The sequence below is a fragment of the Gammaproteobacteria bacterium genome (assembly GCA_013003425.1).
In the GTDB taxonomy this organism is placed as follows: domain Bacteria; phylum Pseudomonadota; class Gammaproteobacteria; order Steroidobacterales; family JABDKV01; genus JABDJB01.
This window is the reverse complement of the sequence record JABDJB010000012.1, coordinates 51,982-69,741: the sequence shown is the minus strand read 5'-3', so window position 1 is coordinate 69,741 and position 17,760 is coordinate 51,982. Positions and strand designations below refer to the sequence as shown.

Genomic DNA, 17,760 nt, shown 5'->3' with positions numbered 1-17,760 from the left:
GCGTCATACCAACTTGCGTTTCAATTGGAATGTCCGGTTAACTGCCTTCCAGTCATCGTCCGGATCGTCCTTTGTCTCCATTATTACCGCGCGGGTTGTCGGTCCGTCGTACGCCGCTTCAAATTGCTGCTTCAGCCGCGACCGGCCCACCGAGCGCGTCTTGCCCTGCTCGAGCCAGCGAAAATCGGATTCGTCACTGGTGACGATGGCCTTGAGCGTCTCCTGCCCGGTTTCGCCGCGCACGCTGTCGTCCAGCGCCAGACGCAACACCTGGTCACCGCGACCGACGCGCAGGGTCTTGCCTGGTTCGATCAGTTCGCTGGTGCCGCGTGGCGGATATAGCAACGAGATAGCGCCGGTCGCTTCCAGATCGAGAACGCTGACATAAACCGGCTCCTTCTCATTGTTTATTACCTCGAATGAGATTCGTCCGCCATCATCCAGAATCGCCTCGCCACCGTTAATCATTTCCCACTCGTCGTCTGTTATATGCCGGTACAGGTTGAATTCGACATCCAGGTTGCTGTCGGGGTTGTCGAGCCCGAGCGCGTTGCGGAATCGTGCCCGCGTCTCGAGATTCTTTATCAGCAGCCTGATAATGCCGTCTTCATCGGTGGTGTGTGGCGGCATGGACAGCTCGCCTGCAGCGTCGACCATGGCCCAGGTCGGTTGGTTAACTGACACCAGCTGCGGCACCGGGTCATCAGGCGCTGCCGACTGACGTGGCGCGATTACATAGGCACGCATATCGGCGGTTGCAGGATTGTTGCTCAGGGTCAGCAGCGCTGACTCCTCGATGCCCGGCGCCAGCGCCGCGCGCTGGTCATCGTTCAGCGCGCCAAGATCAATCTTCAGCTGGAACTGCGATGTCGCCGGCACCCTTTCGATGCAGCGCGCGCCTGGCTCTATCGCGCCATTTGTTTCGCGCAGCACGCCATCGGTGGTCAGCGCATCGACCTTCGTGATCTCTACCATCCCGAGACTAGCGGTATCCGTTGTGCTTTTGGTGCCCGGCGGGTAAACCGCCCATATCGAGCCGGTATGCAGCCCATGTGCGGCACCGCCAGCCAGCGTAATGTTGTCGCCATCGACCTTGTCGACCGGAATGAAACGGATCGGTTCGATATCGCGCACACCGAAAATCTCGCGGTCCTGACGACCCTCGATTTGCGGCGTCTGTTCGCCCTTATAGCGATCCAGCACCTTCAGGCGGGCCGGTTCGAAAATATCGCGATAGGTTGTACCGGGCTTTGCCTGCAACAGTTCCTGCGTCAGGAAATAGGTCAGCGCGCCATTACGAAATTCCGGGCCCTTGTCTTCCAGCGAAAATTCGCGCGACAGCTGATTATCACGGCAACCGGACATCACCACATAGGATTCGCTGACGGCGAGAAAGCCGCTGGGACCGAGATGGCTGCGATCAAGCGGCGCAGCATCAGCTGACTCCAGCCCCATGGCTTCTACCGCCCGGTCATCGTCAACTACCAGCCGCGCCGTATCGGCGAATGCATCACGCGTCATCGTGCCGGAATGGCAGCAGTCGAATGTCAGCGTAATGTAGCGCGTTTTCTGCACCAGCCGGCCGAGCCAGTCGTTAATCTCGATATCGGAAATATCGCGATTCGGCCTGGGGTCGCGGCCACTGTCGTTTGGCATGATGGTGCTGTCCTTGGCCTCATCGTCACCACCGGTGCGGCTGCGGCGCCGCGAGCCATGACCGCTGAAATGGAATACGACAACCTCGTCCTTATCGACTTCGTCAACCAGCCGGTTCATCTGCCCGACGATGGCCTCGCGGGTTGCCTGCTCATCGTGCAGTTCAACAATATCTCCGGCATCGAAGTGAAACTTCTCTACCAGGATCTGCTTTATCAGCTTTGCGTCATTGACGCAGCCATGCAGATCGTAGTTACCGATATGGGCGAGATTGGGGTACTTGTTGACACCAATCAGCACAGCGTGTCGCCTGGCCATGCGTTCTGTCTCCTAACAAATAGCTGACTGCCCCGCCGGGCTTGCCCCGGCAAGGCCTGTCGATCAGCAGTTGGCCGTTGTCCGGCTAGGTTTCGTCGGGTGGCCCCGGTCGTTCATCGGGCGGGCCCGGGCGCTCATCCGGCGGACCCGGTCTTTCGTCAGGCGGACCCGGTCTTTCATCGGGTGGGCCGGGCCTCTCATCGGGTGGCCCCGGTCGCTCATCCGGCGGACCTGGTGGCATCATCATCGACATCGTCACAACCCCCTTTGTTGATTTGTTCTTTGAGATTAGTTCGGTCACAGTCTAAATGCGAGAATGCTGATGCCTGATTCAATATGCATAAAGGTTTTATGATATTGAATGCCCTGACTTTTCACCGAGCGTGGTGCCGAGGGGCTCGGCTATACTCATAAATTTGATGAAGCATCGATCACTACGGCGCGGGGATATGCCATCAACCTGATCAAAGCCATCATTGCCGAGATTCGCCGACGCGAAGTGCTGCGGGTCGTTGCGCTGTATGCGGTTGGCGCCTGGCTGGTGTTGCAGATTGCCGAGGTGACGCTGCCGCCGCTGGGCTTCCCGGAATGGACCATGCGCGCGCTGATCGTTACGGCGGTGGTCGGCTTCCCGCTGGTTTTCTTTATCGCCTGGATCATTCGCATCGAACCGGAAGGGCTGATGTTTGACCTGCCGCTGTGGCGTGGTGGCGCAAGCGATCGCAGTGAACAGAATACCGACTACGTCGTCGTTGCCGCAGTTGGCGCCCTGCTGCTGATAGGCGCCTACACAATCGGCGTGAAAATATTCCATGACATGCCGAGCGCGACCCAGGCGTTGCTGGAGGACATCGAACCCGGCGCGGACGCTCCGGCAAACTCTATCGCGGTACTGGCTTTCGACAATTTCGGTAACGCGGAGGACCCGGAGTTTTTCGCCGGTGGCCTCGCGGAAGAAATACTCAACCTGCTCGCTGCGTTACGCGAACTGAATGTAGCGGCACGCACCTCATCATTCCAGTTTCGCGGCCAGAACGTCGACATCCGCGACGTGGCGCGCAAGCTGGCGGTCAAGTATGTACTCGAGGGCAGCGTACGGCGTACCGGCAAGCGGATACGCGTTACGGCGCAGTTGATCGATGGTCAGAACGGGTATCACGCATTCAGTAAGACCTACGACCGCGACCTGGAAGACATCTTTGCCATCCAGGAGGAAATTGCAGCCGCCGTAGTCGACGAGCTGAAAATAGTGCTGTCAATCGATTCGGAGGAGCGGCTGCAGTCGAAGCCGACCGAGGACCTCGACGCTTATGTCTTTTATCTGCAGGGCATGGAGCGGTTGCGCAGCCCGCGCGATGTTGATGTGCTGAACGCTGCCAGCAAGCTGTTCAGCGATGCGGTAGCGATAGACCCCGGCTTTGCGCGTGCTTATGCCGGCTTGTGTGAAACCCACCTGCAGCTGTATCAACAATCAAATGGCACCAGCGATTTCGAGCGCGCCCAGGCAGCCTGCGACGAGGCCGCCGCGCTGGAACCGGAACTTGGCAGCGAAACGCTCATTGCATTGGGCGCGCTGTATCGCATCCGCAGCTGGCACGAGCGTGCGGCTGAAAAGCTGCATGAAGCAATCAGCATCGCGCCAACCGCGGTCGATGCCTATATAGAGCTTGGCAAAATTCATATGGCCAAAGGCCGCCGCATTGAGGCCGAGGCTGATTTCCGCCGTGCTGTAGATCTCAAGAAAAACTACTGGCGCGCGCATTCAGCCCTTGGCAATTTTTACTACAACACCGACCGCTACGAGGATGCAGCCACTTACTACGGCATTGCCAGCAGACTGACGCCGGAAAGCGCCGCGGGTTACGGGTCCCTGGGGGCCGCTTACTGGATGATGGGCGACGCTGAGCGGGCCCGCGCGGCCTGGGACCGTTCGCTCGAACTGAAACCGACCCGGCAGGGTTACACCAACATGGGGCTGCGTTATTACTACGCTGGAAATTTTTCAGATGCAGTCGACATGCAGCTGCAAGCGCTGAAGCTGGCGCCCGACGACCATCGGCTGTGGGGACGGCTGGCCGAGTCGTATCGTTTCGTGCCGGGCAGCGAGCAGCAGGCAGCAGATGCCTACCAACGCGCTGCCGGTCTGGCTGCGGCGAACCTCGAAATAAACGAATCTGACTGGACCACGATGGGTCTGCTCGGCCTGTACCACGCTCATCTCGGCAATGAGCGGCAGGCGGCACGACTGGCCGCTCGTTCGGTCGACATTTCTCAACGCGCTCCCGAATCGCTTTACTACCATGCGCTGGTGCAGCTGAAGCTGGGCAACCAGGACAATGCCATCGATGCGCTGACCGAGGCAGTAAGCAGCGATGAACAGTACCGCCAGTTCCTCGCCTCGGATCCGGACCTCAGGGCGATCAGGAATGTCGAGCGTTTTGCCCGCCTGCTACCGCAGGAAAGCAGCTAGTGAACTGTTCCTGAAAAACCCATCGAGTGGGTGATCAGCAGCTGTGCCGGAAAGTAGGTGCCGAGCGTCAGCGCGCGTTCCGCGGGCCAGCTGCCACGAAAGCGTCGCAGCCCGATAAGAAAATCCGAGCACACAAACAGCACGGCGCCAGCCGCGGCGAGCATCGCGCCTGCCAGTCGCCAGTTCTCGAAAGCCAGCCAGGCCATTGCGACAATGCTGCCGACGTAGACGGCCACCGCGTAACGCATGCTGCCGGGCGGGCGCAATACGAACAGCACGGCCGCAGCAGCTGCAAGCCACGGCAGCAACAGCATCACGTTGGGATCCGGAGTGCGTTGCAGGAATGCGGCCATGTAGCACCAGTGCGCCAGCAGGAAAGCGGTTAGCCCGGCGAGGAAACGATCACGCGGAAGCATCAGGAAGATGTCGCCAGCAAGTGAGCACAGCAGGCCGGCCACGATCAGCCAGCCATACAATGGTGGTGTCGATGGCAACAACAGCAGCGCCAGTATGACAATCAGCAGCGTTGCGAGCGGCTTGAACACATAGTGCAACGCCGTGCGCTGCGCGTAATGCGACACAATCGCTGCGCCAGCGGCAAGTAATGCTGCCGCGGTCAGCATGAAAATCAGCCCCACGACAGCTACGCTTTATAAACCGAGTACGTCAGCACCCTGTTCAAACACGATATCAACCGGGATACCCGCAGTGTTCAGCCGTCCGAGGTCGACCTGCAGCGACGGCGGCACGATTCCGATCCTGTCCATCAGCTCTTTTGTGCCCTGGTAGTCGCCGTCACCCTGCAGCGTCAGGATACGCAGCGACAAGGCATCAACGGCTTTACGCATGGCGGGAAAGTTGACGCTGTACTGGCCCGCCTCGTTGCGACTGAAGGCACCGGCCTGTTCGAAGAAGTTGAAGCGCACCATGTTGGCCCGGCCATGCGCGCTGGATGCCCCGAACCGCACCGAGCGAAAAATACCGGCGAGGAATGTCGTGTAGTGGTCCATCAGCTTTTCCTGTGGCAGTTCGCCGTTGTCCGTCAGCCAGGTGATCATCCACAAACCCAGCACGTCCGCCTTGCCTTCCTCCGTGGCGGATGCCAGCTCCTGCAGTGCCTTGCGCACGGTGCCTCTGTCATTGATGGTGTTCTTGATGCCCAGGCCATGCGCCACCTCGTGAAACATGGTGTTGGAGAAAAACGCATCGAAAGTAATGTGCCGGCGTTGTTCCGGGACGATGAGCAGTTCGCTGATTGGCACCAGGATTTCGTCGAACTTTGCCCGCATGGCGTTTTTCAGCTGCAACCGGCGCGTGCCCTTGGCAAGCTGCACTTCTTCGTCGTTCGGCAGGTTGATGGCGATGGTCTTGCTGCCGGCATTGCTGTGACCGGCGTAGTAGATGACATCATAGGCGTTCAGATCGGAGTCGCTGCCCGGGCTTTCGGTCTTGTATTGGTCAGGCACCGGCAGCGCCCGCTGCAGGTCCGGCAGGAACGCGGCAAAACGCTGCAGCCGCTGGCTCCAGCTGAGATCTTTCAGCAGCACATATGATTCGTAGGCAGCACGATAACTGAACAGCTGGTCTTCGTAGTTCTCGATGGCGCCGATCACGACGTCGATGCGGTTGTTCTTCATGTCCAGCCAGGCCATATCGCTGGGTTGATAGTCATCGGTAACCAGCGCACGCGCGCGCAGACGCAGATAGTTGCGAAATCCTTCGTCTTCGGCGAAATCAGAAGCTTCCAGCAGCAGCGCCGCAGCGGCTTCGAGCCGGTCAGCATATGCCTTGTGATATGGCAGCGTGTACAGGCTGCCGTCGTCGCGGCGTCGCACCAGCGAGTACAAGCCGTCCTTGTCTTCCATCTGTGCCGCAGAAAACTCTTCACGACTCATGTCGGCGGGGTAGAAGTTGGCACCCGCAGGCTTTGGGCCAAAACCGGTCAGGAAGGGCTTGTCGCCGTCGAGCCGGTCCCACGGCCCATAGTTGATGGCGGCAAAGTCGCGCGCTGACTCTTCCACTGCAGCCAGGAACGGCCGCGGCTCGCCGAATGCCTGCAGCCAGAACAGCTCGTCCATGATCTTTGATGCGCCGATCAGCAGCCTGATCATGATGCGCTGGTTATCGCTCAGATCGGAAAGGTCAGCAGTGAGTCGAACCGGCGCGTAAATACCAAAACGCGACGACGCGTCCGGGACCGCACGATAGCTGTCCCCGGCGACCGGAGTCGTTTCTGTCGTCGGAGTGCCGGGCGGCACCTGCGCACACGATGCGGCCAGGACCATTGCTGCCGCCAAAGCGGTCTTGCGGATAATCTGCACTTCTCTGCTCCCCTGAGTATTCATCAGTTGCCGAAGGCTATGCTGACGTCTGAAATTGACACGACGGCGCTGCAACCGGCCAGCCACCGCCTTGCCGTCAAAACCCCTGGCCCTGGCCGACAAACTGCAAGCCTCACCGTCATGGACTGTTCGCAGGCTCGCAACCAGGCTGGCACCGGGCGCCGGGTTGTGATTCTACGCAGTAAGCGTAAAAAATACACGCCGCGGCAGCGCCGCCATCACAGGCGGTACTGGCATTACAGGAGCAGTTTCCCTGGACCCGGAAAGTTTACGAGAGCTGTTGTCTCATGCTGTGAAAGTCATGCGCCTGCATCTTTTGCCGCAGCAGGTTTAACCTTGCTTCGCACGGCAAGTCAGCATAAATTCAGTTTTGGATAAAGCAGCGCCTGAACGCCCGGAAAGGGATCAAGAGAATAATTACAGATGAGTTCTTTAAAACGCAATATCGCAAAAATTCCTGTACTCGGCCGGCTGTTGCTCATGGGCTACCGGGCGAAAATTGCGCTGGCTTATTCGCTTGGTCCCCTGGCTTCTGCGTTCAAGTGGTTATGGACGTCAAGAGAAACGACAAACTTTACCTATGACCTTGAGGAGAAAAACAAGCGCTATCTGGCATCACTGCTGGCGGAGCTTCTCGATGTTGATTATTCCGAAGCGCTGGGTTACATCCGCGAGCTTGAAGATGATGCCTTTCTGACCCGTCATCTGCGCAGTGCAACAGCCGCCAGTGATTTTGCGTTTATGGCAGATGACCAGGTGCATTACGGCCGGCGTCTCGGCTGGTATGTTATTACAAGGGTTATCAAGCCACGGACAATTGTTGAGACCGGAGTCGATAAAGGCCTTGGTGCATGCGTTCTTGCTGCAGCTCTGATGAAGAACCGTGAGGAGGGCCATGAGGGTCGGTATTACGGTACAGACATCAATCCAAAAGCCGGCTATCTTCTTTCGGGTCGCTATGCGGAGTACGGAGAAGTTCTCTACGGCGATTCCATCCAGTCATTAACAGCGTTTGATAAAAAAATAGATCTATTTATCAATGACAGCGATCACTCTGCCGATTATGAGGCACGTGAGTACCAGATCATCGCCGGAAAATTATCTGAGCAAGCGATTGTGCTTGGGGATAATTCTCACTTGACAGATAAACTGCTGGAATTTTCCTTGCAGAGCAACAGGCGTTTTGTCTATTTTCAGGAGCAGCCCGAGAACCACTGGTATCGTGGAGCGGGTATCGGCATTTCATTCAAAGCTTGACCGGCCTCCGGTTTCAGTTGTCCTCTGACTTGATTTGCGAGGCTGACGAGCAGGAGTGGAGGGTGAGTGGCCGGCATTGCGGTGGCAATGCAGAGCCATAAGAAAGCGTAACGACTGCAGCGACCACACGCGCTGCGCGGCCGCGTTACCTGATCAGTTTGCCAGTTCGATGGAGTAGCTGGTCGCCGGAAGCGCACAGCCGTCATCAAACTCACACGCCGCTTCAACACCGGCGCGGGCAATTTCCGCGGCGGTGTCGAGACGCTCGTAAAGTGCGTGCATCGCGCCCAGCGCCAGCGCACGTCCGGAGCCCAGAGCGAAGTAGCGGCCGTACTCACACACGGTGCGATAGCTGTCTACTTCGAAAATTCCCGCCGGGTTGGCGATCAGCATTGACAGCTGGCTCGACTCGACCGGCTGGTCTTTTTCCTCGCTGGTGTCGATGTGGTAGTCGCTCTTGATGATCGAATGCACCCGCCGCATGGTTTCAAAAATCTTGCTGCGACCGGAAAAGTCCAGCTGTGCCGCGTGATTCCTGACCAGGCTTTCCATGATGTCCTGGGCGGCAGCCCACCCGGCCAGTCCCAGGTAGCAGTCATTGAAGGCAATGATCTTTTCGTGATTGCGCACGTAGCCAGCACGCAGCAGCAATGAATCATCACTCTGAACGGTATCGGCCGCGATGGCGGCGCTGCCGCCTTTTCGCACAACAACGATAATCGACATTATTCAGCCGCTGCCGGAGCTTTCATCGCCGTCAGCTTGCCGATATCGATCTTGTCCATTGACTCGAGCAATTCGTCGAACCCGATATTCTGCCCGTCCAGATGCACAGTAAACCTGTCGCTGACGAAAACCATGATCTCGGCAATACTCTGGTCACCGCTGCGTTGCAGGCGCTGGAAGGACTTGTGCCCCTTGTACTCGGTAGTGCGCTCGAAACCGTTCTCGTCTTCACTGTCGAGCTCCGTCTCGAACAACTCCATGCCCATCCTTGCCAGCCCGCTGACCGCGCCGAGGTCGGTAATCATCAGGCTGGCACGGCGGTCGCCGTCTGCATATTCAGCGTGCGCCTTTGACACCTTGATGCCGATGCCTGCACGTTCAGCCTCATAACTGGTGCGCTTCATCCCGGCGATTTCCTCCGGCAGCAGCGTTTTCAGGTCAGCTGCGGACACGGATTGCTCGCCATCACCCAAAGCGTCGCCAACCCGCTTCAGCGCTTCCTCGAGGTTTTTCGGCGGCTCTTCAGAGATAACATCGCCGACCTTTTCCTTCGCATCATGCGCCATCCTGGCAGCAGCGTCCTCAAGGTCTTCGTCTTTCTTGCTACACGCCGTGATGACAAGCGTGAACAGGACTACAAAAAGAAGATTCTTCATACCATCAACCCCAACCGGCCCTCAGGCCCATTCATCGTCCAAACCGCGCCGGCCAGCGGCGCGGGCCATACATTTGCTACTGTGTTTTTTCCACGGCGATAGTCAATCGCTCCGCTTGCTGCGCCTGCGAACGTAATGCAATGAGCTCGCGCACCGAAACCAGTTTTACGCCGTCGAGTCGCGGCAGTTCGCGTTCCAGCACCGTCATCGTCGCCGGAAACGGATGGGCTATACCCAGCGCGTGTCCGCGTCGTTGTGCCAGTTCCACCAGCCGTTGCAGCCGCTGATGGATCTCCTGCTCATCGGCCTGTTCTGAATCGAGAAACATGTCGCGCCGGGTAGCGCTCACCCCGGCCTCGCGTGCCATGCTCAACGCGACGCTGGATTCGGTAGTTACGCTGTCGACAAAAAACAGTCCGCTCTCACGCAGATCCTGCATAAGCCAGCTCATGTGTCCCGGATGACGGGTAATGAGACTGCCCATGTGATTGTTTACGCCGCTGACGTGCGGCACCGCTTCGATGCCTGCCTGCAGCGTACTGGTAATGCCATCCCGGGTGGTTTGCAAATCGATACCGTGGGCACCAACCGGACGGGAACGATCTACAGGCTCCATCGGCAGGTGCAGCATCACTTCCTTGCCGCTGGCATGCGCGGCGCGAGCCATTTTTTCGCCATGCGGTGTGCCGGGTATTACCGCGCAGGCGACCGGGCCCGGCAGCGCCGTTGCCCGCCGGCTTTCGCTGTAGCGAAAACCCAGGTCATCGACGATCAGCGCGATAACCGGTTCGGCTTGTGCGCCATTAAGCGCAAGGATTCCGGTTAGCAGCAGCCACCGGGGCAGGTTGGAATTACGGCTAGTCACTGTGCGGCGCTTTGTCGAATCTCGCCGCCTTTCAGGTGGGTCAGCGCCTGGCGCAACTGGTAGTCGTCAGCCAGCATTGTGGTGGCTTCCTGCAGCCACCGGCTCGCGTCCACTGCATCACTGCCGGAGGTCTCCAGCTCGACGTCGGGCATGATGCCGCTTTCATGTATCGAGCGGCCGGATGGCGTGAAATAGCGCGACGTAGTCAGTTTTATTGCGCGCCCGTCGGACAGCGGCATGACTGTTTGCACTGAACCCTTGCCGAAACTGCGCGAGCCCAGCAGCACCGCGCGATCGTGGTCCTGCAACGCGCCCGCCACAATTTCCGAAGCCGATGCCGTACCTGAATTAATCAGGACAGCAAGACGGGCACCACGGGAAATATCCCCGGGGTTGGCCGTCATGGAAAAATCGGCTTCGACAGCGCGGCCGCTGGCCGAGACAATTTCGCCATCGTCGAGAAACGCATCGGACACGTCGACCGCGGCCTCGAGCACGCCACCCGGGTTGTTACGCAGGTCGATAACTATTCCCGAAAGGGTGTCATCACTGCGTTCCACCAGGTCCAGCACAGCGCGCGCCAGGTCACGCGAGGTCGATTCGCTGAACTGGCTGATACGTATGTAGCCGTAACCGGGCTCGAGCATCGCCGAACGCACGCTGGTCATCTGTATGCGGGCGCGGGTTAGATTGAAGTGCAGCAGGTCGTCGGCGCCTTCGCGTGCCACGGTCAGGCGCACCGGGGTACCCGGTTCACCGCGCATGCGGGCAACCGTGTCTTCGAGATCCTGCTCGATCGGATAACCATCAACCATCATCAGGATATCGCCCGGTTGCATACCGGCGCGGTGTGCAGGTGTGTTGTCGATGGGCGAGACCACCACAACCTGGCCGTCCTCAATATTCACTTCGAGGCCGACGCCGGTGTAGTTGCCTGAGGTATTAATACGAATCTCGCGGTATTCCTGCGAGTTGAGAAACGCCGAGTGTGGATCCAGATCGGCAACCATGCCGCGTATTGCAGCCTGGATGAGATCGGCATCATCTACAGAGTCGACGTATTCGCGCTTGACCCGTTCCAGCACCTCGGCGAACAGGCGCGCCTCGGCTATCGGCAAGGCCTCGGTTTCACGGGCTTCCAGCTCGGCCAGCACGATACTGCCGGCACTGAGTGAAACACCGAGTACGACTCCTATTAATACAGCAAGCAGACCGCGGGAAATTACTGACATCCTGGCTCCTCGGACAGCCGGACCGGCTGACGGGGAAAATCAAGATATCACAAGACCCCGGAAACGTCGTAGCCTTTTGTTTCGCGACGTAAAAACACCAGCGCCCTGCTAGTTGCAACCGGTTGCGCTGGGGCCCGGCGGCAGCAGGAACATCCCGCGCATGATGGCCAGGTCCTGCAGATCGATGCTATCGCTGCTGTTGAAGTCGAGCTGCGGGTCATAGCCCGGTGACCCTGCTGTTGTCAGGAATGCCCCGCGCATTGCGCTCAGGTCAAGCAGATTGACCAGGCAGTCTGCGGAGCCGTCGCTACCGGTAACGTCACCATCGCAGATGTTGCCGATTCCGTCGCCGTTGCTGTCAGTCTGGTCAGCGTTAGCTACCGCGATACAGTTATCGGTGTCGTCGCCAACGCCGTCGCCGTCGCTATCGGCAACCGCTGCCTGACCAAACACGATGTAGGTTTCACCGGCCAGGTCACGGGCATTCGGGTCGGCGAAGGCGGCCCCGATGAGCATATCTGCAATGCCATCACCGTTCATGTCGCCGCCACCCAGCCCGATACCGGCAGCATCGTTGGCCACGATCCCGTTCACCGCAAAACCGACCGTGCCGTCACCGCCGTTGGCAACCAGCAGCGATGCCAGGTCGAGTTCCGCGGGGTAGCCGGTATCCGCACCGTAAACCACGTAAACGGTACCGGCGAATGTGCGGTCGCCCGGACTGGAAAACAGTGCGGCGACGCCGACATCGTCGAAGCCGTCGTTATTTATATCGCCCAGTCCCGCTACCGGCAGGCCGGCGCCGTCGCCCGCGGCCACGCCGTTCATGACAAAGCCGGTACTGCCGTCACCACCGTTGGCCGCCAGCAGTGTAGTCAGCGACAAGCTGCCGGGAAAACCGGTGTCCCGACCGAATATCACGTAGGCCTTGCCGGCACCGCCCAGCGCCAGGTCAGCGCCGAATACGATATCGTCAATGCCGTCACCGTTAACGTCGCCGGCGGCATCCACTGAGCGGCCGGTAAGCAGGAATATATCTTCGCCATACATCACGAAGCCCGTGCTGCCATCGCCACCTGGCAACGATGACAGCTGGAACAGCGCCGAAAAACCGGTGCTGCGACCAAACACGACGTAAACCTCGCCGGAGAAGTCATTACCCGAGCCGTCGGCTTCCGGCGCACTGATAACAAGGTCGTCGATGGTATCGCCATTGACATCGCCGGCGCTGGCAATCGCGGTGCCGGATTCATCAAACGCGTTGATGCCTTCGATGACGAAGCCGGTCGAACCATTGCCACCATTGCCAGGCAGCAGCGTGGTAAGAGACAGCTCAGCCGGAAACCCGCTGTCGCGCCCGAAAAGTACAAACGTCTGGCCAGCGCTGCCGCGATTGCCGGCAGGGTCTGCGGTGCGCGCGCCGATTACCAGGTCGTCAATCATGTCGCCATTGAAGTCGCCGCCGGCCGCTACCACTCCGGCGAAGTCCGCGAAGTTGATGCCCTTGATCACGAAACCCGTGCTGCCGTCGCCGCCGTTCGCCGCAAGCAGCGAAGAAAGCTCGATCTCGGCGGGAAAACCGGCCGCGCTGCCAAAAACAACGTAGCTTTCGCCGGCATCGTTGCTTTCAGCTGCAAGGTCGGCGAGGTCGGCGCCAATCACAATGTCGTTAATGCCGTCATCGTTGATATCCGAAGCTGCGCTCAATGTCAGACCGGAGAAATCGCCGGAATCGATACCGTGAAGCACAAAACCTGCCGTGCCGTTGCCGCCATTTGCGGCCAGCAGGCCAGCCAGGTCCAGCTGTGCCGGATAGCCGGTCGCGCTCCCGAACAGCACATAGGTGGAACCGGCGTTGGTGCGGCCTCCGGGGGACGCCTCGGGGGCACCGATGATCAGGTCGGCACGACCGTCACCGTTTACATCTCCGCTTGCCACCGTCATGCCGCTTGTATCGTCGGCGAGTGCGCCCTCGATGATGGCTCCCGCACTGCCGTCGCCGCCATTGGCCGACTGCAACGTGCTTAATTCGAGTTCGGCCGGAAACGGGTCGGCCCAGGACGCCGAAGCGAACAGCGTCAGCAGCAGCGGAGTACAGATAAGTGTGCGGGTCCGGTTGTTTCCGGATTCTGTTTTTTTCACGGTTATTCCTTCAGCGATTGAGCAGTGCGACGCCGGGCGAACCGGCCGTTATTCTTGTTATCAACAGTGTCGGCGCAGCGCAGCTCAAAGTCCAGCGAGAGCAGTCATAATACTGCGCGTTTTTACAGAATGGCGTAATTTATTGTGACGTTGCCAGGCGTTTGTTAAACCACGGGTGCGGATTGACCGGCGTACGCTGGTGACGAATCTCGAAGTACAACGCCGGCTGCGGCTGGCCGCCACTGTCGCCGACGCTTGCGATTACTTCGCCGGCGTCGACCCAGTCACCGGCAGTCTTGTCCAGTCGCTCGTTGTGACCGTACAAGCTGAGATAGCCGTCACCATGTTCAATAACGGTCAACAGTCCGAGACCCGGTAACCAGTCAGCGTAAGCCACGCGCCCGTGAGCGATTGCTCGTACCGGCGAACCGCGCTGCGCGCCGATGAGCACGCCATTCCATTTCATCGACTTGCCGGATCGCGCCCGGCCGAAATTGCCGAGCACTTCACCCTGCACCGGCCACGCCAGCTTGCCTTTCAGCGTATTAAACGGTTCTTGTGAATCTACCGGAAAGTCAGCCAGCGCCCGTTCCAGCTCTTCGAGCAGATTAACCAGCGCCTGTTCCTGGCGCGTCAGTTGGCCCAGCTGCGAACCGCCGCTGTCAATACGGGTGCCGAGCTTTGCAATGATCTCGCGACGCTCTTCACGCCCGCGCTCCAGACTTGCCAGCTCCTCACTGCGGCGTCGCTCCAGTTCCGCAAGGCGAGCGGTTTCAGCCTGTACTTCTGCTTCGATGCGCGCCAGCTCTGCAAGGTGCTGCTCGACCTGACCGATCTGCTGCACCCGACTATCGGTCAGGTAGCGGTAGTAAATGTTCTGCCGCCCCACAACCGCCGGGTCCCGGTGGCTCAGCAACAGTTTGAGTCGCTCCTCGCGCCCGTTGACATACGCAGCACGTAGCTGGCCGGCAAGACTGTCGCGCACACTGTCGAGCTCGGCGCGGCGCTGTTGCTGCTGCTGTGACAGTGCCCGCTGCCTGGCCTCCGAGCTTTCGCGTTCGGTACGCAGGCTGGCCAGATTGCGCCGTACCGCGCCCAGCAATCGCTCGGTATCGCGCAGTCGCGCTGTCATGCTGTCGCGTTTTTCGATGTCGGCATCGATCTCGCCACGCAGCGCTTCAATCCGTTGCCGTACCTGCTGCAGTTCCTTTTCGCGCTCTGCCCGGTCGTCGGCAGCGTGGCCCGACTGGCCCGGGATGGCGACCAGGATCAGCAAGAGCACTGCGGGTAACCTCATCACGCGGGCATCGCACCGCAATTTCGACTGGCAGTCAAACCCGCGCCCGGCCCGGCTGCTATAATGCGCGGCCGCTTCGCCCTCGTGACTCTTACATGGAACAGCTGCTGGAATTCATTGGCAATCACCCGCTTTTGGTCGTCGCGGCCATCGGTACCGGCGCAATGCTGTTGTTCTACGAATTCCGCATGGCCGGTCAGGGACGCTTCGCGGTGAGCCCCGACCAGGCGGTACGGCTGATCAACAAGGGCGCGCTGGTTCTGGACCTGCGCTCTCCGGAAGACTACGCCGAAGGGCACCTCAGCGGCGCCCGCAACCTGCAGGTGTCCGAGCTGCAATCGCAGCTTGGTTCGTTGAAAAAGTACCGCAACAAGCCAGTGATCACCTATGACCAGCGCGATTCCGGCACAACGCGCGCGGTGTCGTTGCTGCGGGGCGCTGAGTTCGAGCAGGTGTTCAGCCTGCGCGGCGGGGTAACAGCCTGGCGTGAAGAACACCTGCCGCTGGAACGCGGTGGCAAGGGCAAAAGCAAATGACCAACCCGGCCGTTACCAACCAGGCCGAGGTGGTCGTCTACGGCACGGCACGCTGCCCGTATTGTATCCGCGCAAGGTCGCTACTCGACGGCAAGGGCATCAGCTACGCGGACATCCGGCTCGATGAGCAGCCACAGTTTCGTGCGGAAATGGAGCGGCTGAGCAATCGCCGCACCGTGCCGCAAATTTTTATTAACGGTAATCATATTGGCGGTTGCGACGAGTTGTACGCACTCGAGTACGCCGGCAAGCTCGATACCGCCTTAGGTATCGGCTCACAAACAGAGGGAACACAATGACACAGGAAGCGCCGGCCCGGCAGATTCTGGTCCAGAAACTTTACATCAAGGACCTTTCATTTGAAGCACCAACCACACCGGCGATCTACAGCAAGGAGTGGCGACCAGAGGTCAACCTGAACCTGCAGACAAAGAACCAGTCGGTGGGTGACAGCCTGCGTGAAGTGGTGCTGTCGATCACCGCCGAGGCAAAGGTCGAGGGTGAAGTCGCTTTTATCGTCGAAGTACACCAGGCCGGTGTATTCCAGATCAGCGGTTTCAGCGATGAAGAGCTTGGCCCCCTGATTGGCGCTTATTGTCCGACGCAGCTGTTCCCGTTCGCGCGCGAAGCCATTACCGACCTGGTTGGCAAGGGTGGTTTCCCGGGGCTGTTACTGCAGCCGGTCAACTTTGACGCGCTTTACATGCAGCAGCGCGAAGAAGTGGCCCGCGCCGCGGCAGAAAGTGGCGACACTGAGAAACATTGACGAATAAACGCACACCAATCGCAGTACTCGGCGCCGGTTCGTGGGGCACAGCACTGGCGATACAGTTTGCCCGCACCGCGAGGCCCACGCTGTTGTGGGGTCATGATGCAGAGCAGCTGGAGCTGCTGCAGAGTGACCGTGCAAACAAAAAGTATCTGCCGGACGCTCAGTTTCCTCCGGCGCTGCAGGTTGAGCCGAGCCTTTCCAAAGCGCTGCGCGAAGCAACCGATGTGCTGGTAGCAGTGCCCAGCCATGCTTTTCGCGAAATGCTCAAACGTATCAAGCCGCTGCTGATGCCCGGCGCACGACTGTGCTGGGCCACCAAGGGCTTTGAAATGGACAGCGGCAAACTGCCGCACGAAGTCGCACAAGAAGTGCTGGGTGCTGAGATCCCCATGGCGATGCTGGCCGGGCCGACATTTGCCAATGAGGTGGGCCGCGGGTTGCCGTCGGCCATGACGGTCGCATCAACCGATGAGCAGTTTGCCAGCGACATCGCAGCGTCGATTTCCACCGACGAGTTCCGCGCTTACACAACCACGGACATCATTGGCGTAGAAGTGGGTGCTGCAGTTAAAAACGTGCTGGCGATCGGCGCCGGCATCAGCGACGGGCTGGGCTTTGGCGCCAACACCAGGGTCGCACTTATTACGCGTGGCCTGTACGAGATGACTCAGCTGGGACTGGCGCTGGGCGCCCGCCCCGATACTTTCATGGGCCTGGCCGGGATGGGTGACCTGGTGCTGACCTGCACTGACAACCTGTCGCGAAATCGTCGCATGGGCCTGGCCCTGGCGGCGGGCAAGGACATCGAGACTGCGCAGGCCGAGATCGGCCAGGTAGTCGAGGGAGTGCTTGCTGCACGCGCCGTATGGGAAGTCGCCGGGCGGCTTGATGTCGAGATGCCGATTGCCGCCGAGATCTACCGTGTGCTGTACGAAGGCCGTGACCCGCGCAGCGCGGTCTCGGTTCTGATGGGTCGCGAGCTGCGCCGCGAGAACTAGCTGCCGCCGGCAAACCCCTGCTGGCGCCACGCCTCAAAAACGACGACGGCTACCGCGTTGGAAAGGTTGAGGCTGCGGTTGTCCGGCCGCATCGGTATTCGTATCACCTGTTCTGCCGGCATGCTGTCGAGCAACGCCTGTGGCAGGCCGCGGGTTTCCGGACCAAACAGCAACGCGTCGCCATCGCGAAAACTGATGTCGGAATAGGTCGTGGATCCCCGCGTGGTACAGGCCAGAACCCGGGCCGACTGCAGCGTCGCGAGGCAGTCCTCGAGCGATTCATGCTCACTGACATTGGCGTACTCGTGATAATCGAGCCCGGCGCGACGCATGCGTCGTTCGTCGAGATCGAAACCGAGCGGATGCACCAGGTGCAGGTGGGCACCGGTGTTGGCGCACAGGCGGATGACGTTGCCGGTGTTGGGCGGTATCTCGGGCTGGAAAAGGATTACGTGTAACATAGCGCCTGTTTTGTCGCGCCCCGGTATGAGAG

Annotated in this window: 16 protein-coding genes; 6 read left to right on the top strand and 10 right to left on the bottom strand. The window is 59.7% G+C overall.

Going from position 1 to position 17,760, the window contains the following annotated elements:
- Positions 1–3: 3 nt before the first annotated feature.
- A complete protein-coding gene (locus tag HKN06_02370) occupies positions 4–1,974 on the bottom strand; it encodes a DUF4384 domain-containing protein (GenBank protein NNF60156.1) in 1,971 nt (656 codons plus the stop codon).
- 499 nt (positions 1,975–2,473) lie between these two features.
- On the opposite strand from HKN06_02370, the gene HKN06_02365 reads away from it, so the two are divergent.
- Complete coding sequence (locus tag HKN06_02365) at positions 2,474–4,444, top strand: tetratricopeptide repeat protein (protein ID NNF60155.1); 1,971 nt, start codon at positions 2,474–2,476, stop codon at positions 4,442–4,444.
- On the opposite strand, the gene HKN06_02360 is transcribed toward HKN06_02365, so the two are convergent.
- Both HKN06_02360 and HKN06_02355 read right to left on the bottom strand, forming a co-directional pair.
- Positions 4,441–5,082 (bottom strand): lysoplasmalogenase, encoded by a 642-nt coding sequence (locus HKN06_02360; GenBank protein NNF60154.1) that lies wholly within the window; start codon positions 5,080–5,082, stop codon positions 4,441–4,443. The two genes, HKN06_02365 and HKN06_02360, sit on opposite strands and share 4 nt — an antisense overlap.
- A 12-nt stretch (positions 5,083–5,094) precedes the next feature.
- Complete coding sequence (locus HKN06_02355) at positions 5,095–6,729, bottom strand: Zn-dependent hydrolase (protein NNF60153.1); 1,635 nt, start codon at positions 6,727–6,729, stop codon at positions 5,095–5,097.
- Between the two features lie 537 nt (positions 6,730–7,266).
- Between HKN06_02355 and HKN06_02350 the strand changes: the two genes are divergently transcribed.
- Positions 7,267–8,043 carry a class I SAM-dependent methyltransferase gene (locus HKN06_02350; protein NNF60152.1) on the top strand — a complete coding sequence of 259 codons (777 nt, stop codon included), beginning with the start codon at positions 7,267–7,269 and terminating at the stop codon, positions 8,041–8,043.
- A 153-nt stretch (positions 8,044–8,196) separates the two neighbouring features.
- Here the strand turns inward: HKN06_02350 and HKN06_02345 are convergent, their stop codons facing one another.
- The 6 genes from HKN06_02345 to HKN06_02320 all read right to left on the bottom strand — a co-directional run bounded on the left by HKN06_02345 (position 8,197) and on the right by HKN06_02320 (position 14,946).
- Entirely contained in the window at positions 8,197–8,769 is a 573-nt protein-coding gene (locus tag HKN06_02345) for an MFS transporter (protein ID NNF60151.1), read from the bottom strand.
- On the bottom strand, positions 8,769–9,425 hold the full coding sequence (locus HKN06_02340; GenBank protein NNF60150.1) for a hypothetical protein: 657 nt from the start codon (positions 9,423–9,425) through the stop codon (positions 8,769–8,771). Before HKN06_02340 ends, HKN06_02345 begins: the two co-directional genes overlap by 1 nt.
- Positions 9,426–9,501: 76 nt before the next feature.
- Positions 9,502–10,290 (bottom strand): divergent polysaccharide deacetylase family protein, encoded by a 789-nt coding sequence (locus tag HKN06_02335; protein NNF60149.1) that lies wholly within the window; start codon positions 10,288–10,290, stop codon positions 9,502–9,504.
- On the bottom strand, positions 10,287–11,522 hold the full coding sequence (locus HKN06_02330; GenBank protein NNF60148.1) for a S41 family peptidase: 1,236 nt from the start codon (positions 11,520–11,522) through the stop codon (positions 10,287–10,289). The genes HKN06_02335 and HKN06_02330 overlap by 4 nt, the downstream gene beginning before the upstream one ends.
- Positions 11,523–11,630: 108 nt before the next feature.
- Positions 11,631–13,664 (bottom strand): hypothetical protein, encoded by a 2,034-nt coding sequence (locus tag HKN06_02325; protein ID NNF60147.1) that lies wholly within the window; start codon positions 13,662–13,664, stop codon positions 11,631–11,633.
- Between the two features lie 139 nt (positions 13,665–13,803).
- Entirely contained in the window at positions 13,804–14,946 is a 1,143-nt protein-coding gene (locus HKN06_02320) for a peptidoglycan DD-metalloendopeptidase family protein (GenBank protein ID NNF60146.1), read from the bottom strand.
- 110 nt (positions 14,947–15,056) lie between these two features.
- Between HKN06_02320 and HKN06_02315 the strand changes: the two genes are divergently transcribed.
- From HKN06_02315 to HKN06_02300, 4 genes are read left to right on the top strand one after another with little or no spacing between them, the layout of a single operon-like run.
- On the top strand, positions 15,057–15,497 hold the full coding sequence (locus tag HKN06_02315) for a rhodanese-like domain-containing protein (GenBank protein ID NNF60145.1): 441 nt from the start codon (positions 15,057–15,059) through the stop codon (positions 15,495–15,497).
- Positions 15,494–15,796, top strand: coding sequence for a glutaredoxin 3 (gene grxC, locus HKN06_02310; protein NNF60144.1), 303 nt, complete (start codon positions 15,494–15,496; stop codon positions 15,794–15,796). The genes HKN06_02315 and grxC overlap by 4 nt, the downstream gene beginning before the upstream one ends.
- A complete protein-coding gene (gene secB / locus HKN06_02305; protein NNF60143.1) occupies positions 15,793–16,263 on the top strand; it encodes a protein-export chaperone SecB in 471 nt (156 codons plus the stop codon). The genes grxC and secB overlap by 4 nt, the downstream gene beginning before the upstream one ends.
- A 17-nt stretch (positions 16,264–16,280) precedes the next feature.
- Positions 16,281–17,267: an NAD(P)-dependent glycerol-3-phosphate dehydrogenase gene (locus HKN06_02300; protein NNF60142.1), complete on the top strand. Its 987-nt coding sequence runs from the start codon at positions 16,281–16,283 to the stop codon at positions 17,265–17,267.
- On the opposite strand, the gene trmL is transcribed toward HKN06_02300, so the two are convergent.
- Positions 17,264–17,728, bottom strand: coding sequence for a tRNA (uridine(34)/cytosine(34)/5-carboxymethylaminomethyluridine(34)-2'-O)-methyltransferase TrmL (trmL, locus tag HKN06_02295; GenBank protein ID NNF60141.1), 465 nt, complete (start codon positions 17,726–17,728; stop codon positions 17,264–17,266). The two genes, HKN06_02300 and trmL, sit on opposite strands and share 4 nt — an antisense overlap.
- Positions 17,729–17,760: the final 32 nt, after the last annotated feature.

What these genes read in the sequence shown, in the direction of transcription:
- HKN06_02370 (NNF60156.1), bottom strand. Translation starts at nt 1,974, where the DNA reads ATGGCCAGGCGACACGCTGTGCTGATTGGTGTCAACAAGTACCCCAAT.
- HKN06_02355 (NNF60153.1), bottom strand. Translation starts at nt 6,729, where the DNA reads ATGGTCCTGGCCGCATCGTGTGCGCAGGTGCCGCCCGGCACTCCGACG.
- HKN06_02350 (NNF60152.1), top strand. Translation starts at nt 7,267, where the DNA reads ATGGGCTACCGGGCGAAAATTGCGCTGGCTTATTCGCTTGGTCCCCTG.
- HKN06_02345 (NNF60151.1), bottom strand. Translation starts at nt 8,769, where the DNA reads ATGTCGATTATCGTTGTTGTGCGAAAAGGCGGCAGCGCCGCCATCGCG.
- HKN06_02340 (NNF60150.1), bottom strand. Translation starts at nt 9,425, where the DNA reads ATGAAGAATCTTCTTTTTGTAGTCCTGTTCACGCTTGTCATCACGGCG.
- HKN06_02330 (NNF60148.1), bottom strand. Translation starts at nt 11,522, where the DNA reads ATGTCAGTAATTTCCCGCGGTCTGCTTGCTGTATTAATAGGAGTCGTA.
- HKN06_02315 (NNF60145.1), top strand. Translation starts at nt 15,057, where the DNA reads ATGGAACAGCTGCTGGAATTCATTGGCAATCACCCGCTTTTGGTCGTC.
- grxC (NNF60144.1), top strand. Translation starts at nt 15,494, where the DNA reads ATGACCAACCCGGCCGTTACCAACCAGGCCGAGGTGGTCGTCTACGGC.
- secB (NNF60143.1), top strand. Translation starts at nt 15,793, where the DNA reads ATGACACAGGAAGCGCCGGCCCGGCAGATTCTGGTCCAGAAACTTTAC.
- trmL (NNF60141.1), bottom strand. Translation starts at nt 17,728, where the DNA reads ATGTTACACGTAATCCTTTTCCAGCCCGAGATACCGCCCAACACCGGC.